Origin of the sequence: Photobacterium arenosum, assembly GCF_014841115.1 — a bacterium.
Lineage (GTDB): Bacteria > Pseudomonadota > Gammaproteobacteria > Enterobacterales > Vibrionaceae > Photobacterium > Photobacterium arenosum.
On record NZ_JACYTP010000001.1, the window covers coordinates 450,556 to 463,461 of the forward strand.

Below are 12,906 nucleotides of genomic sequence, written 5' to 3' on the forward strand. Positions count from 1 at the left end.
TGCGACGGCCCGGTTTGGTTAGTAACTAGCAGAGCCAGACAGTGTAGCGTTGGTGCTGGTAGATTGCTGAACCATAGAGTTATTACCTGCGTTCTGACCAGCAATGCTGATACCAGACGCATCACTAAACGAGTTGACCATAGTGTTATAGTGTTCAACATCAACAGTACCGGCTTTACCATCACAGCAAGCACCGCCATAGGTCACTTCGTTTCTAATCACTTCACCATCAATTTCCGAATCAGCGAGTACTTTATCCATGCTGTATGATTTTTTGAAAGTTTTGTCGATTTCTACATCAGACACTTTCTTCACAACCCAGGAATTATCGCTGTTATCTTTAATGGTTTTGGATTTATCATTACCGATATCACGCATATAAAGATCATCGTTATCTTCATTGAAAGAATAATCGATTTCTTTTGATTTGCTGATATCGACAGTCAATGTTTTCTCAACAGTATCATTGAAGCTGCCTTCGATGTTATCTGCATCTGGATAACCATTTGCAAACGCCATAGGCGATGCAATAATCGCTGCTAATAACAACACGTTTGATTTACGCATGATGTTACTCCAATTATGTTCCCCATAACGCATGAGATTTAAATAAATCTCATGCTGGGTAAATGTTATAGATGTTGAAGCAATGATGTTAGCCCTGCGAAACCAAATATCAATTACTAGTAATTTAACATTTAGTTTTATTCCCGGATTAAATAATCCAGCTTAGATACACTAACAGTGTTACTTCAATGTCAGGTTAACCACGGTCGCATTTTGAATTAACACATTATTACCGGTGTTTTGGACTACGTTGAATACCCCTGATGATCCGCTGAAGGCTCCGCCATCAATTACGTTATTACCAGTTGTATTGCCATACGCGCCATTACCCACGACATCACCGTACATATCCGAATCGGCTTGCATGTAGTCAATGTTGAGCTCGTACTGCCCACCTCGAGTCTCATACATTGAACTATCACTCAACGTATCGGAACTTGTTAGAATATCCAACTCATCAGCAACTGCACCCCAAGATAACAGTACAGCTACGGTCAGCGTTAAATATCTCATGACGTCCTCCTGAGAGCTGTCTCTGACACCCCTCAGCTAATGTGTTATTGGCCCAGAAGTACAGCGTTAGTGCTAGCACTTTGTTGAACCAGCGAGTTGTTACCGGCGTTTTGACCTGCCAGGCTGATACCTGAAGCACCGGCAAAGGCACCAGACATATCATTCACATGGGTCACTGTCAGCGAACCGGCATTACCACCGCCGTGATTGCCACCATTACCGTAACCACTGTTACCATAACCACCATGGCCCCAGTCTTTATCATCACAGCAAGCACCGCCGTATGTGACGTCATTAGCAATGACTTCACCTTTCAGGTCAGATTTTGCCATGTAGAAGTTTTTATCAATATCGATTTTCCAGGTTTCAGTGTGCTTAAAGTTACTTTCGAAGTGGAACTTTTTGCTGTTATCACTGTTATCTGTGTACTTAAAGCTTTTATCGTTATTGATGTCCTTCATTTTCAGCGTATCGTTGTCCTCATTGAAGCTATCTGTAATGGTTTTATCACTGTCATAAGTCAGCGTGGCTGTCTTAGTGATATCATCATTAAATGAATCAACGATGGATGAATCATTATCACCATAACCACCATTATGACCACCGTAACCACCACCGCCGTAGCTAGGTGCTTGAGGATAGCCACTAGCCAGAGCCAGTGGAGATGCAACTACGACTGCCACTAACAGCGCGAGATTAGATTTACGCATGATTAAGACTCCAAATATGTTGAGTTTTTATTTTATTGCTCTCCCGTGTTGCCACGAGAGATAACTTAATACTAGTTTTCGCCACTTTTTAGTTTGTATTATTTTTAATAAAAACGATGGCAATAAAAAACATGCGCATTCCTTTATTCACCTTGCCTGAGCGTGCTTATTTCTAAGAATGGATTCACCATTCTCATTACTAATAATTGTATTGAGATTAATACTGTTTTTATCAGGATTCAGAAGTAAGACAAAAATAACCTTTTATTGATCACTTTTTATCGGATGCTTGACTATTCTTATGACAAGTCAGTGCAACTGACTGCCATTTTTGGGGTGACCTTTGCAAACAAAGTGAGGATATCGTGAGAAAGTTTAACACACACAGCCTTTTAGCGCTGATAGCGATCTTTTCAACCACGGTTGCTGCAGAGGAATCTACAACAACCCAACAAAAGTCGCGTCAGGTTCAGACAGTTACAGACATTCTGGAAAGGCCAGGGGTACTGACACCGAAAGGGTCTTTCGTTCTTGATTCTTCCTTAACCTATACCCAGAACTCCTCCAATACCGTCTCGGTGGTAGGTTATACCGTACTGCCATCACTCATTGTTGGCCTGATACGGGCCAGTGATATTGACAGAACCACCATGACCTTTGGCCTCACCGGGCGTTACGGGATCACCAACCGGTTAGAAGTCGAAGCCAGAATTCCCTGGGTTTACCGTAACGATTCCATTTCTGAGCGGGATATCAATGGACCTTCCAACAGTCCCACCACTAAAACAGTTGAAGGTAACGATCTGGGTGATATAGAAGCAGCATTTAAGTACCAGTTCAATATGCTCGAAGCTCCCTATTGGATAGGTAGTCTTCGCTTCAAAAGTACCACAGGGAGCTCACCCTATGATGTACCTATTGATAGCACCAATGATTTCAAAGAGTTACCTACAGGCTCAGGCTTTCCAAGCATAGAGCCGGGCGTCACTATGATCATGCCACTTGACCCTGCCGTGCTGTTTCTTAATGCCAGCTATATCTGGAACATTAAAGATGACGTCAGCATTCAAATTCCTGCTACGGATGAAGCCCCAAGTACGCAAATCAATACCATTGACTTGGGGGACACCATCTCACTGGGTGCAGGTATGGGTTTTGCCGTCAACCCCAAATTCTCATTCAGCATTGGCCTGAACCACAAAACCATACTGAAATCGAAAGTGAACGGAGGGTATCCTGACGATGCGAAATTACTGCAACTGGATACTATTTCGTTCGGTGCCAACTATGCTGTAAACAGAGAAACCACCATCAACGTAGGCGCAGCAGCAGGGTTAACGGCTGATGCTCCTGATTTCCAATTGACAGTCCGGATACCTTATACGCTGAAATAACTTCAGACTTCTCATCAGAAATGCCAGTCTCTGCTGGCATTTTTTTCGCCAGGCCTTCCCCCCTTTCTTCCCATCCCGCTTTCCACTATGCTTAGAGCAGTTGATTCTGGGCGATCTATAGGGCCGTTTTTCTGAATGTTGCCAATAGCTCCGCCAAGTCAACTGATCATAATAATCAACATCCGAAAACAGGGTCCAACTATGTCCACCACCCCTTTATCCACCGAACAAATTGACACTATTTTGCAGTACGATGCGGAAAAAAGATGTCAATACCTGCTGAAAGAAGTGACCAGTCAGGGGCAGATCTGGATTCTGACCGACGAACACGGCTGTGTCATGTTAAACAGCGAGGATGAAGACTGTGTGCCAATTTGGCCAAATCAGGAGTTCGCACAAGCCTGGGCGACAGGAGACTGGGCCGAATGCAAGCCTGAATCGATTTCAATTAATAAATGGCACAGCCGCTGGACGCCAGGCTTGGAAGACGACGAACTGGCGATTGTCGTGTTTCCAAACCTGGAGCAGGAAGGCATTATCCTGTACCCGGAAGAGCTGGACGACGCGCTAAGACAACAGTCCAAAAAATCAGGTAAACGTTAAGCAATACAACAATAAGCCTGAATTCACTAATAGCTTTTGCATATCCGACGCATGATGCCGGTTATGCAGGGCTGATACGGGGGGATTCCCCCCGTTTTCCCCCATATAACTGAAGCAGGAGAACAGATGGATACGCTGCTCGCAACCATCAAGGAATCACCCACGAGCGTTATTTTCGACAACGTTCTGAGTGTCATTGACCAGCACTACGATTACAGGCCGACAGCATTCAGCAACGGTCTGGGCAATGAAACGCTTGCCAACGAAGCGGGCAGCAATGAAGGCTCGTGCCGTATTTTCGCCTTTGCCCAGCAACACAAACTCTCTGAACAGGAAACACTTGCCTGTTTTGGACACCACTATTTTGATGCTGTACTGAATAACCCTGATGGCACAGATCATATGAATATACGGACATTCATGAAATATGGTTGGCGCGGTATTCGCTTTGCCGGCCAGCCGTTAATGCCTAAGCATTCCATTGCGGATTGTTAGTCACCAGAACCAAAACAGGGAGCGCATAGCTCCCTGTTTTATGACCAGATGCCTTATCAGCACCATCGCCTGACATGCTGGCAATACTCCTGATATTGCTGGCCAAAAGCGTGTTTCAGTACCCTTTCCTCTGCCGCAATCTGCACATAATTCATGTAAATGGCAAACACAGGAATCATTATCAGGCTGGAAAAGGCTGACAAATTAAGAAAAACCGCTATCAGTAACAATAGCAACCCCAGGTAAATCGGATTTCTTGATATCCGATAGACGCCAGACGTCACCAGCCGTGTTGTTTTTCTTGGGCTTAGTGCCGTCTTCGCGCGGGCAAAAGCCATGATACCTGCCAGCCCGAAACCAACAGCCAATAAACTGAACACCCATTCTAATAAAATCTTGCCGGGAAAACTGAAACGCCATACCGGAAAATACTGAGCCAGCAAATACATTGCAGCCAGGGTAATTAAAAACACTAAAGGGGGCGTAAGTCTGAATCTCATCTTATATCCCTTAATCACAGTCAACAGCTTGATATGAAAAGTATAAGCACATTTATACGCAAGCAGAAAAGATTGTTTAAAAAATGTTAAACCCCTTAACCTTTCTCTTGTTTCACCCAAATGCTACACAGCGAAACCCGGTAAAAATTCAGCTTCTCGCAGTGATTATCACTGACAGCCTGTCTTATCTTGGCTTACAATAGCCGCCATAGTCATTATTCGAGATATACCATGAAAATTTTTGCCGTTGAGCTGAAAGGTAAAGAAGCTAACCTTTGTCTGCTGTCACTGAAACAAGGGATGTTTTCAATTCCTGACTGCCGATCGCAGAAACTGGTGCTTAGCGATGCCTTTGACAACCAACAGATGCGTCAATTTCAGAAAAGCTTCAAAAAACTGGTCGAAGACTACCAGGTGGAGCACATCGTCATTAAAACCCGTGAAACACGTGGCAAGCACGCGGGAAGCGCTGAAAGCTTCAAAATGGAAACCGCTATTCAGCTGATTGACGATCTGGATGTCACTTTCATCAGCAATGCCGAAATCAAAGAGAAGCTGAAAAGAAGTCCGTTGTCAGTAGATTTCCGCGGCACAGGATTGCGCCAGTTTCAGGAAAATGCTTTTGTGGCAGGCTACGCCTTTCTGAGCCAGTAAACACAACAGGGAGCCAGACGGCTCCCTGTTAATTTCTGATAGCTGATGTTGATCAAGCCTGAGCATCCAGGCGAAAACCTTTCAATGGCCTGATAACCTCTTCTAACCCTTCAATTTTCATTTCAAGCGTTATCGCCAGCAATCGACCAAGCTCGCCATCCGGGAAACCCTGCTTGGCAAACCAAAGCAGATAAGGTTCAGGTAAATCGATAAGTACCCGACCACTGTACTTACCAAATGGCATTTTCATATTGGCCAGTTTGACTAAATCACGTTTTTCGAACATGGATGCGTACCGCTTTGTGTTAACTTGTCTTCAGCTGAAATAGGTGTCAGTCCTTTGCTGTCCAGCCAAAACTGACCAGCTCTTCCTGATTACAGGTTAATGCACCAAGAAAGTCTTGCCCGGCTATCACCTGACCAACTCCTTCGGGTGTCCCGGTCATTACCACGTCGCCATCCTCAAGCGGAATGACCTTCTGCACTTCAGCCAGGATAACTTCCGGTGAGTAAAGCATGAATGTTGTGTCGCTCTTCTGAACCAGGGTGTCATCTATGTGCAGCGATAATCCAAGCGGGGAATCCGAATCAGGTAAAGCGACAAACTCACTGAACAATGCGGCTCCTTCAAACACCTTGCTGCGCTCCCACGGCAAGCCTTTAGCTTTCAGCTTAGACTGCAAATCACGCTTGGTAAGATCCAACCCAAGAGCGGCTGCGCTGAACTGGCCGCCATGATAGAGATACGCAATCTCGGCTTCATAATGCAGCACTTCACCACCATGAGTCGCGTGTAATTCATCTCCAATCGCCGTGTTAGGCTTCATGAAAATGACCATCTCTTCGGGCATTTCATTACCTAGCTCTTCTATATGGGCGGCATAATTTCGCCCTATGCAGATCACTTTTCCCGGCTGAATTTGCTTACCACTGACCGTCACGCTCTTCATAACCACTCCCTGTATTCAATGTGAATATGGCAGAGCATAATGAGCGTGACCGCCAAGGTCAAAATAATTCAGAGGGTTATGATTCAGGCACAAATGCCAGATTCACAAAGACTGGGACACTTGGCAATATTCCATTCAAATTCGCGACTTCTTGTAACGCGGTAATTCCCTTTTCTAAGCCGAATGCTTTAGCATCAATGATAATCGGGCTCTGGCTGCTGACCATCAGCGTGCCGTCAACCAGACGTGTAATTCGTAAATCCGCATTCACCGGATTGATAGCACCATGAAGATTGAGCTTAAGAGACACTTGCTGAGTCAGGGTTTCTCCCGGCTTAAGATCCGCCAGCCCGGTAATGTCAACCTCGCCTTCCAGCATTGCTTTGGGGAAGTCCGACACCTTGAACAGCATCGCTTTCATACGTTCATCACGGATAGGGATTTGCGTGTCCACGCTGGATAAGTCCAGCATCACCTGCACTTCCCCCTGATCAGTGATAGAGCCGTCCAGCTCTTTGAAAGCATGTTGCTCAATGACGCTGTTATTTTTCACCGACAGGAAACGCAACTGCGATTGGCTGTTATCCAGCTTCCAGGCAGCTGATGCACAGAGAGGAAATACCGCCAGAGCGACAAAAATAATGTTGCGAACTGATAAAGCCATAACTATCTCCAAAAATACGATTACTTGGATATAATCATAGGCAGTTTCCGTCCATTCCGCGTGTAAAATAACGATGAAGTTACCATTTATCGAGCGAATTCACTTTTTGTCTTGGTTAATGCAATCAATTACTTGCTTGCTTTAGAATGACACCAAAGTCAGGCATTCTCAGTCACAGTTAGCAGCTCATCGCGGATACATTTAAGCAAAAACAGCTCGCGCTCCACAGACAGCCCTTTTTTATCGTTTTTAGCAACCGTTTCTTCGTTGTGAGCAATCGCGTCATGGATATTCATCCAGACAGGTTTCATGCCATTCTGGATTTCATACGATTCCAATTGCGTTTCACCTAACTGACTGTCAATACGGCAAGTGAAGCAGAATGATTTCATATGCATGATATCAAACTCAGGTTTATACCATGGCCGGTACTCTTCGTAGAGACCAAAAGGGACAATGTCACGGATATTGCGGGCGCCGGTTTCTTCTTGCAGCTCGCGAACCAACCCGGCCTCAATATCTTCCCCTTCATCAATACCACCACCGGGTAAGGTGTAGTCGTGATACCTTGCGGTGTACAGCATCAGAATATTGTCACCGTCCAGGATTATTGCTCTGGCTGCTTCACGGTAAAACATCGAACCACTTAAATCAGAGACATCAGGATGAACCGTACGCTTGAGAAGCCGCATAAAAGAGTACTCTTCAGATATAAAAACGGGTCGGCATTGTAACCGACCCGCTGATGATTTCCAGTCACTGCTACCAATTAAAGATCGAGCGAATAATGGTAGAGACTTTATTTTCACAGCCTTGCGACTGACGGCCGTCTTTGTCCCAGACAGGCAACTCAACCTGGCCGATGCAGGCCTGTGTCAAACCGCCTTGCTGGTTAACCTGATAGGCAACATCCGTAATATTCTTCGGTTCCTGCAGCTTGACCGGTTCAGGATCACGACGCTGGATGTAATCCGCATACAGACGCAGCGGGCCTGAGGAGCCTGTCAGTTTGACATTTTTATTGTCATCCCTGCCCATCCACACTGTCACAACTTCACGGCCATCAACGCCTACATACCAGGAGTCCCGGCCTTCATCAGAGGTACCGGTTTTACCGGCCAGCTTCAGTGACGGAAGAATCGAGTCCAGATAACGGGCTGTGCCTTCAGAGACCACTTTCTGCATTGCATACATGGTCAGCCAGGCAGATTGCTTGGAGACCACCTGTTTCGCGGTCGGCAATGCCTGATAAATCATCTCACCATCGCTGTCAGTCACAGCACTCAAGGCTGTCAGTTCGCTGCGACGGCCTTCATTGGCAATGGTCTGGTACATTTGCGTTACTTCATACGGCGACAAAGTAAAGGCGCCCAGTAAGATTGCCGGTACCTGAGGGATCTGACCACGATCAACGCCAAGATCAACCAGAGTATCCACCACGTTGTCTAAACCAACCGACATCCCCAGATTCACTGTAGGTATGTTATAGGAGCGTGCCAGTGCCTGAACCAAAGGCACTTCACCACGAAACTGGCGATCATAATTACGGGGAGACCAGGTTTTCCCTTTTTCATCGGTAAGCGTAAGCGGTTTGTCATCCAGATTACTGGCCAGAGTGAATCGCTCTGGTCGTGCCAACGCCGACAAGTAAACCGCTGGTTTCACAACCGAACCGATCTGACGGCGGGCATCAAGTGCGCGGTTGAACCCTTCAAATTCAGGACGGCTGCCGCCGACCATGGCGCGGATTTCACCGGTCTGGCGATCTGCAACTACCATAGCGGTTTCAAGCTGTTTGCCGTGCTGCTTCTTGAGAGCCGACATTTTTGCCCGCACAACGCCCTCAGCACTGGCCTGGGAAATAGGATCCAGTGTGGTATAAACGCGTAAACCCAGACCCGGTTTGTAACCCTGGCTGACACGTTTGTTCAGCTCTTGCTTCAATAAGCTAAAGAATGCTGGCTGCCTGCCGGCGACATGTCCTTTTGGCTGTAAGTCTAAATCTTGCTTGATGGCTTTTTTATACGTCTCATCATCAATCTTCTGAGTATCGTGCAGCAGGCTGAGCACCAGATCCCGGCGCTCTTTCGCACGCTCCGGATAACGCCAGGGATTATAATAAGACGGGCCTTTCACCATGCCGACCAACAGTGCCTGCTGATCAATTCGCAGTTCTGACAGCGGCAAACCAAAGTAGAAACGGGCACCCAGAGCAAAACCGTGCACCGCATCCGAGCCACTTTGTGCCAGATAAACCTGATTCAGATAGGCATCGAGGATTTCATCTTTGTTGTAGCGATAATCAATGATTAACGCCATATAAGCTTCTTTAAACTTCCGCCACAGACTGCGTTCGCTGGATAGAAACAGGTTTTTCGCCAACTGCTGAGTTAGCGTACTGCCGCCCTGCACGGTGCGTCCCGCTTTCATGTTCGCCAGAAACGCGCGCCCGATAGCAACCACAGACACACCGTCATGGGTATAAAAATCACGGTCTTCCGTTGCGAGCAGTGCATCAATCAGCGTAGAAGGCAACTCTGATTTCGGTTTATACAAACGCAGCTCGTTAGAGTCCGTTTCCAGCATACCCAACATTTGCGGTTCAACAGAAAAAATACCGTATTCACGATGCGTGTTCGCATCGGCAACACGTTTAACCGAACTGTAGTTAAACTCAGCAATCACATGACGTGCTTGTTGGGGACCACTGCGTGACTGAAAGGGACGACGAATGAATTCCACTTTCAGGCGGCTGGTGCTGTACTCACCCACCCGGGTCGGCTTGCTGACTTTGCGGTAGTTCAAGGCTTTCAGCTCTTTCACTAAATCTTCATATCGCACCTGTGCTCCAGGTTCCAGCACCAACTCGCGGGCATATACCACAGAGGGTAGCTGCCAAAGCTGACCGGCAAATTTATCCGCTATCTGTTTATTAAGCGTCCAGCCCAGCCCACCTAAGGCAATCAGGCTGCCAACCAGAATAAGGGCAAGCAGAATTTTCCACTTGCTGCGGCGTGGTGGCTCGCCCCCATCAGAATTCTTACCCGGCAAATATCGGGCTGAAGTATGGGCAGATTGTTGTTCAGACTCTGTCATTACCTTCATCTTCGCTAACTGCTGAATATGCACACTCAGCATAATTTGATTACTTTGTGGCATGCAAGATAGCTAAATTTTGCTCATTTTTTGTCAATCCTGTGTCAACTAAATGACGCCAGACCGCATGTATAAAGGGCTTCACGGCTGTAACTGAATGACAGCGGTAGTAATTCTTCACATCATCACGCAAAATACAGGCCATTAGACATTGCAGCCTTACCGGAGAAAGAGAGCGATGCAACGGGATTACACATTAAACTGTCTGCTCACTATGCCCCGCCACGAATTGGAAGAGTTCAGCCAACGCATCCTCAGCCGTATGGTCCCTGAGGATGTCATGGAAGAGTTGTTCACCTTTGAGCCGGAGGAAACCCAGACTGCTGACCGCCAGCGTGCTGCCCAGTTTGACGCCATGCTCCGAATGTCAGCGATAGCTTTAGGGGAAGTGTCTTCCGCCTTTTCCGGCTCTGAACAGGCAAAACAGAATACCGAGAGAATGACACGGCTGCTGCTCTGGCATTTTTATGCCATGGCTTTCCAGATGGAAGAAGTCGTCACTCTGGAGCAACATTGCCAGGAAGTAGAGAAACTGCTGAAGAACGCACCGTCAGACACCTTCGGCTGGATTACAGCACTGACAGAGCTGCTGCACCGTTATGCCAGCCTGAGCGGACACGCGTCAGACTCATAGCCTGCCAGGCCAGTCATTGGCGTAAGCAGCACCTGTATCGCACCTTGCTTTGTGCCACAGCTATCAATAAAAACGCCAGCGGCAAAGCTGGCGTTCTTCCATCCAGACAGCAGCAAATAATTACCTGTCGGTCAGACCCGTCAAGCTGTTCTGATGACGATGCACCAGTTCGTCCATACTGCTTTGAGCACGCTGATAGGCATGCTCCAGAGTGTCGATCTGATCAATGACCTCAACCACCTCGTAGTAGCATTTCAGCTTAGGCTCTGTTCCTGAAGGGCGGACGACCACTCTGGAATCATCTTCCAGGAAATAAATCAGCACATCACTGGCGGGCAAATCGATCGTCTCAACTGAACCATCGGCGTTATAACGTGTGGAGGATTTCAGATCATCAATACGCACAACATTGCGCCCGGCAATTTCCTCAGGCGGTTGCTGACGCAGGGTGTCGCCGATTGGCGGGGAATTCGGTGACAGAGCAATGCTGACCTGTGAATTGAGATACAGACCGTGTTCGCGATAAATGGCTTCGAGCTGATCCCACACGGTGCGACCTTGTAAAGCCAATTCAGCCGTCATTTGTGCAAACGCCAGCATCGCGGATAAACCGTCTTTATCCCACACCATATCGCCCACGGTATAACCGAGTGCTTCTTCATACGCAAACAAGAAACAGCTGTCTTCACGCTGCTTCTCCATCGCAATATTGGTCAGCCATTTAAAGCCAGTGAGTGTCTGGTAGTAATCAGCACCGACACGCGACGCCACTTTTTGCAACAGGCTGGAAGAGACAATAGTGGTGCCGACAAGGCTTGTTTCAGGATTCGCTCTGGTCAGCAGATAGTGCCCCAGTAAGACACCAACCTGATCGCCGGTCAGCATTTTATACTGACCTTCAGAGGTGCGAACCGCCACCGCAAAACGATCAGCGTCCGGATCGTTAGCACATGCGAGCGTCGCTTGGTGTTTCTCCGCTTCCGCAATAACCAGATCCATGGCGCCCGGCTCTTCTGGGTTAGGAAAATTTACCGTCGGGAACGTCCCGTCCGGCTCTCGCTGAGCGGCGACACTGTATACGTGAGTAAATCCGGCGTCCGCGAGCAGAGTTTCTGCCATTTGTGCGCCCACGCCATGCATCGCAGTGTAAGCGATGCTGACCGCATCAGGTTTGGCATGATTTTGCAGTAATGCACTTTGTTTAATCGATGCTCTGTAATCGTTATAAAATTCATCACCCAGCCAAACCAGTAACCCTTGATTGCCGGCGTCATTGAGATCCATCAGATCAAGTGGCTGCAGCGCTGCTTGGTCGATGGCGGCAGCAATCCCTTTATCGTGAGGGGGAATAATCTGTGCGCCATTGCCCCAGTACACTTTAAACCCGTTGTAAGCCGGCGGGTTATGGCTGGCTGTCACGACAATACCTGCGGCCGCCTTTAAAGCTGTGACACCGTAAGCCACCAGCGGGGTTGGCGCGACCGTGACCGTCAGGTAAACCTTGATGCCCTGCGCCGTTAATACTGATGCAGCATCATGGGCAAAGGTTTTTGAATCTGGCCGGCCATCATAACCAATAACAACGCCTTGCTGGGTCGCCTGAGGCACGGTTTGCTGTAAATACTGCCCCAGCCCGGTCGCCGTTTCCTGAATAACCAACCTGTTCATCCGGTTGGGGCCCGCACCCACTATGCCCCTTAAACCCGCGGTACCAAAGGCGAGACGACCAGAGAAGCGTTCGGTCAGTTCCTGTTCATTACCGGCATCAATCAGGTTCTGTAACTCGTCCCGGGTGGCAGGGTCCGGATCTCTTTTTAACCAGCGTGTTATCAACTCTTTCATTCTCTGTCTTCCTAATTGCAGGGTCTGAAAACAAAATATCACAAATGATAGTTATTCGCATTTTAACTGCTTTTGATGTTAACTGTCTGCGCGATATTCATACCGTCCCGGCATCAAAAAGATAGCATCGCCATGGTGAAGAATAACCAGGAAATAGTCGGAATGGCATCACTCTGTCTGACAAGTATAGAGGGATACACAGCTGATGGTGTCAGATTTAAGCG

Annotated in this window: 15 protein-coding genes; 5 read left to right on the top strand and 10 right to left on the bottom strand. The window is 47.5% G+C overall.

Going from position 1 to position 12,906, the window contains the following annotated elements:
• Window positions 1–18: 18 nt before the first annotated feature.
• The 3 genes from IFO68_RS02110 to IFO68_RS02120 all read right to left on the bottom strand — a co-directional run bounded on the left by IFO68_RS02110 (window position 19) and on the right by IFO68_RS02120 (window position 1,790).
• A complete protein-coding gene (locus tag IFO68_RS02110) occupies window positions 19–567 on the bottom strand; it encodes a hypothetical protein (RefSeq protein WP_192014199.1) in 549 nt (182 codons plus the stop codon).
• 180 nt (window positions 568–747) lie between these two features.
• The gene (locus IFO68_RS02115) at window positions 748–1,080 is read right to left on the bottom strand and encodes a carbon storage regulator (protein WP_192014201.1); all 333 of its coding nucleotides are present in this window, start codon (window positions 1,078–1,080) and stop codon (window positions 748–750) included.
• A 44-nt stretch (window positions 1,081–1,124) separates the two neighbouring features.
• Window positions 1,125–1,790, bottom strand: coding sequence for a hypothetical protein (locus IFO68_RS02120; RefSeq protein WP_192014203.1), 666 nt, complete (start codon window positions 1,788–1,790; stop codon window positions 1,125–1,127).
• A gap of 365 nt (window positions 1,791–2,155) precedes the next feature.
• Here IFO68_RS02120 and IFO68_RS02125 point away from each other — a divergent pair, with 365 nt between their 5' ends.
• The 3 genes from IFO68_RS02125 (at window position 2,156) to IFO68_RS02135 (ending at window position 4,282) form a co-directional block, all read left to right on the top strand.
• A complete protein-coding gene (locus tag IFO68_RS02125; protein WP_192014205.1) occupies window positions 2,156–3,184 on the top strand; it encodes a transporter in 1,029 nt (342 codons plus the stop codon).
• A gap of 201 nt (window positions 3,185–3,385) precedes the next feature.
• The gene (locus IFO68_RS02130; protein WP_192014207.1) at window positions 3,386–3,787 is read left to right on the top strand and encodes a DUF2750 domain-containing protein; all 402 of its coding nucleotides are present in this window, start codon (window positions 3,386–3,388) and stop codon (window positions 3,785–3,787) included.
• A gap of 126 nt (window positions 3,788–3,913) precedes the next feature.
• Entirely contained in the window at window positions 3,914–4,282 is a 369-nt protein-coding gene (locus IFO68_RS02135; RefSeq protein WP_192014209.1) for a HopJ type III effector protein, read from the top strand.
• 56 nt (window positions 4,283–4,338) lie between these two features.
• Here the strand turns inward: IFO68_RS02135 and IFO68_RS02140 are convergent, their stop codons facing one another.
• The gene (locus IFO68_RS02140) at window positions 4,339–4,782 is read right to left on the bottom strand and encodes a methyltransferase family protein (RefSeq protein WP_192014211.1); all 444 of its coding nucleotides are present in this window, start codon (window positions 4,780–4,782) and stop codon (window positions 4,339–4,341) included.
• A gap of 231 nt (window positions 4,783–5,013) precedes the next feature.
• Here IFO68_RS02140 and IFO68_RS02145 point away from each other — a divergent pair, with 231 nt between their 5' ends.
• Window positions 5,014–5,436: a DUF3010 family protein gene (locus IFO68_RS02145; RefSeq protein ID WP_192014213.1), complete on the top strand. Its 423-nt coding sequence runs from the start codon at window positions 5,014–5,016 to the stop codon at window positions 5,434–5,436.
• Window positions 5,437–5,488: 52 nt separating this feature from the next.
• Here the strand turns inward: IFO68_RS02145 and IFO68_RS02150 are convergent, their stop codons facing one another.
• The 5 genes from IFO68_RS02150 to mrcB form a co-directional block, all read right to left on the bottom strand.
• Complete coding sequence (locus IFO68_RS02150; RefSeq protein ID WP_192014215.1) at window positions 5,489–5,722, bottom strand: DUF3820 family protein; 234 nt, start codon at window positions 5,720–5,722, stop codon at window positions 5,489–5,491.
• A gap of 46 nt (window positions 5,723–5,768) precedes the next feature.
• On the bottom strand, window positions 5,769–6,386 hold the full coding sequence (locus IFO68_RS02155; protein ID WP_192014217.1) for a fumarylacetoacetate hydrolase family protein: 618 nt from the start codon (window positions 6,384–6,386) through the stop codon (window positions 5,769–5,771).
• 76 nt (window positions 6,387–6,462) lie between these two features.
• Complete coding sequence (locus tag IFO68_RS02160) at window positions 6,463–7,050, bottom strand: YceI family protein (RefSeq protein ID WP_192014219.1); 588 nt, start codon at window positions 7,048–7,050, stop codon at window positions 6,463–6,465.
• Between the two features lie 158 nt (window positions 7,051–7,208).
• Entirely contained in the window at window positions 7,209–7,742 is a 534-nt protein-coding gene (locus tag IFO68_RS02165) for an NUDIX hydrolase (RefSeq protein WP_192014221.1), read from the bottom strand.
• A gap of 70 nt (window positions 7,743–7,812) precedes the next feature.
• On the bottom strand, window positions 7,813–10,188 hold the full coding sequence (gene mrcB, locus IFO68_RS02170) for a penicillin-binding protein 1B (protein ID WP_192014223.1): 2,376 nt from the start codon (window positions 10,186–10,188) through the stop codon (window positions 7,813–7,815).
• 196 nt (window positions 10,189–10,384) lie between these two features.
• On the opposite strand from mrcB, the gene IFO68_RS02175 reads away from it, so the two are divergent.
• On the top strand, window positions 10,385–10,840 hold the full coding sequence (locus tag IFO68_RS02175; RefSeq protein ID WP_192014225.1) for an exoribonuclease R: 456 nt from the start codon (window positions 10,385–10,387) through the stop codon (window positions 10,838–10,840).
• 120 nt (window positions 10,841–10,960) lie between these two features.
• Here the strand turns inward: IFO68_RS02175 and IFO68_RS02180 are convergent, their stop codons facing one another.
• The gene (locus tag IFO68_RS02180) at window positions 10,961–12,682 is read right to left on the bottom strand and encodes a phospho-sugar mutase (protein ID WP_192014227.1); all 1,722 of its coding nucleotides are present in this window, start codon (window positions 12,680–12,682) and stop codon (window positions 10,961–10,963) included.
• Between the last annotated feature and the right edge of the window lie 224 nt (window positions 12,683–12,906).

Coding starts and splice junctions, on each gene's coding strand:
- IFO68_RS02150 (WP_192014215.1), bottom strand. CDS start 5,722: ATGTTCGAAAAACGTGATTTAGTCAAACTGGCCAATATGAAAATGCCA.
- IFO68_RS02135 (WP_192014209.1), top strand. CDS start 3,914: ATGGATACGCTGCTCGCAACCATCAAGGAATCACCCACGAGCGTTATT.
- IFO68_RS02120 (WP_192014203.1), bottom strand. CDS start 1,790: ATGCGTAAATCTAATCTCGCGCTGTTAGTGGCAGTCGTAGTTGCATCT.
- IFO68_RS02145 (WP_192014213.1), top strand. CDS start 5,014: ATGAAAATTTTTGCCGTTGAGCTGAAAGGTAAAGAAGCTAACCTTTGT.
- IFO68_RS02115 (WP_192014201.1), bottom strand. CDS start 1,080: ATGAGATATTTAACGCTGACCGTAGCTGTACTGTTATCTTGGGGTGCA.
- IFO68_RS02160 (WP_192014219.1), bottom strand. CDS start 7,050: ATGGCTTTATCAGTTCGCAACATTATTTTTGTCGCTCTGGCGGTATTT.
- IFO68_RS02175 (WP_192014225.1), top strand. CDS start 10,385: ATGCAACGGGATTACACATTAAACTGTCTGCTCACTATGCCCCGCCAC.
- IFO68_RS02110 (WP_192014199.1), bottom strand. CDS start 567: ATGCGTAAATCAAACGTGTTGTTATTAGCAGCGATTATTGCATCGCCT.
- IFO68_RS02140 (WP_192014211.1), bottom strand. CDS start 4,782: ATGAGATTCAGACTTACGCCCCCTTTAGTGTTTTTAATTACCCTGGCT.
- IFO68_RS02165 (WP_192014221.1), bottom strand. CDS start 7,742: ATGCGGCTTCTCAAGCGTACGGTTCATCCTGATGTCTCTGATTTAAGT.
- IFO68_RS02180 (WP_192014227.1), bottom strand. CDS start 12,682: ATGAAAGAGTTGATAACACGCTGGTTAAAAAGAGATCCGGACCCTGCC.
- mrcB (WP_192014223.1), bottom strand. CDS start 10,188: ATGCTGAGTGTGCATATTCAGCAGTTAGCGAAGATGAAGGTAATGACA.
- IFO68_RS02155 (WP_192014217.1), bottom strand. CDS start 6,386: ATGAAGAGCGTGACGGTCAGTGGTAAGCAAATTCAGCCGGGAAAAGTG.
- IFO68_RS02130 (WP_192014207.1), top strand. CDS start 3,386: ATGTCCACCACCCCTTTATCCACCGAACAAATTGACACTATTTTGCAG.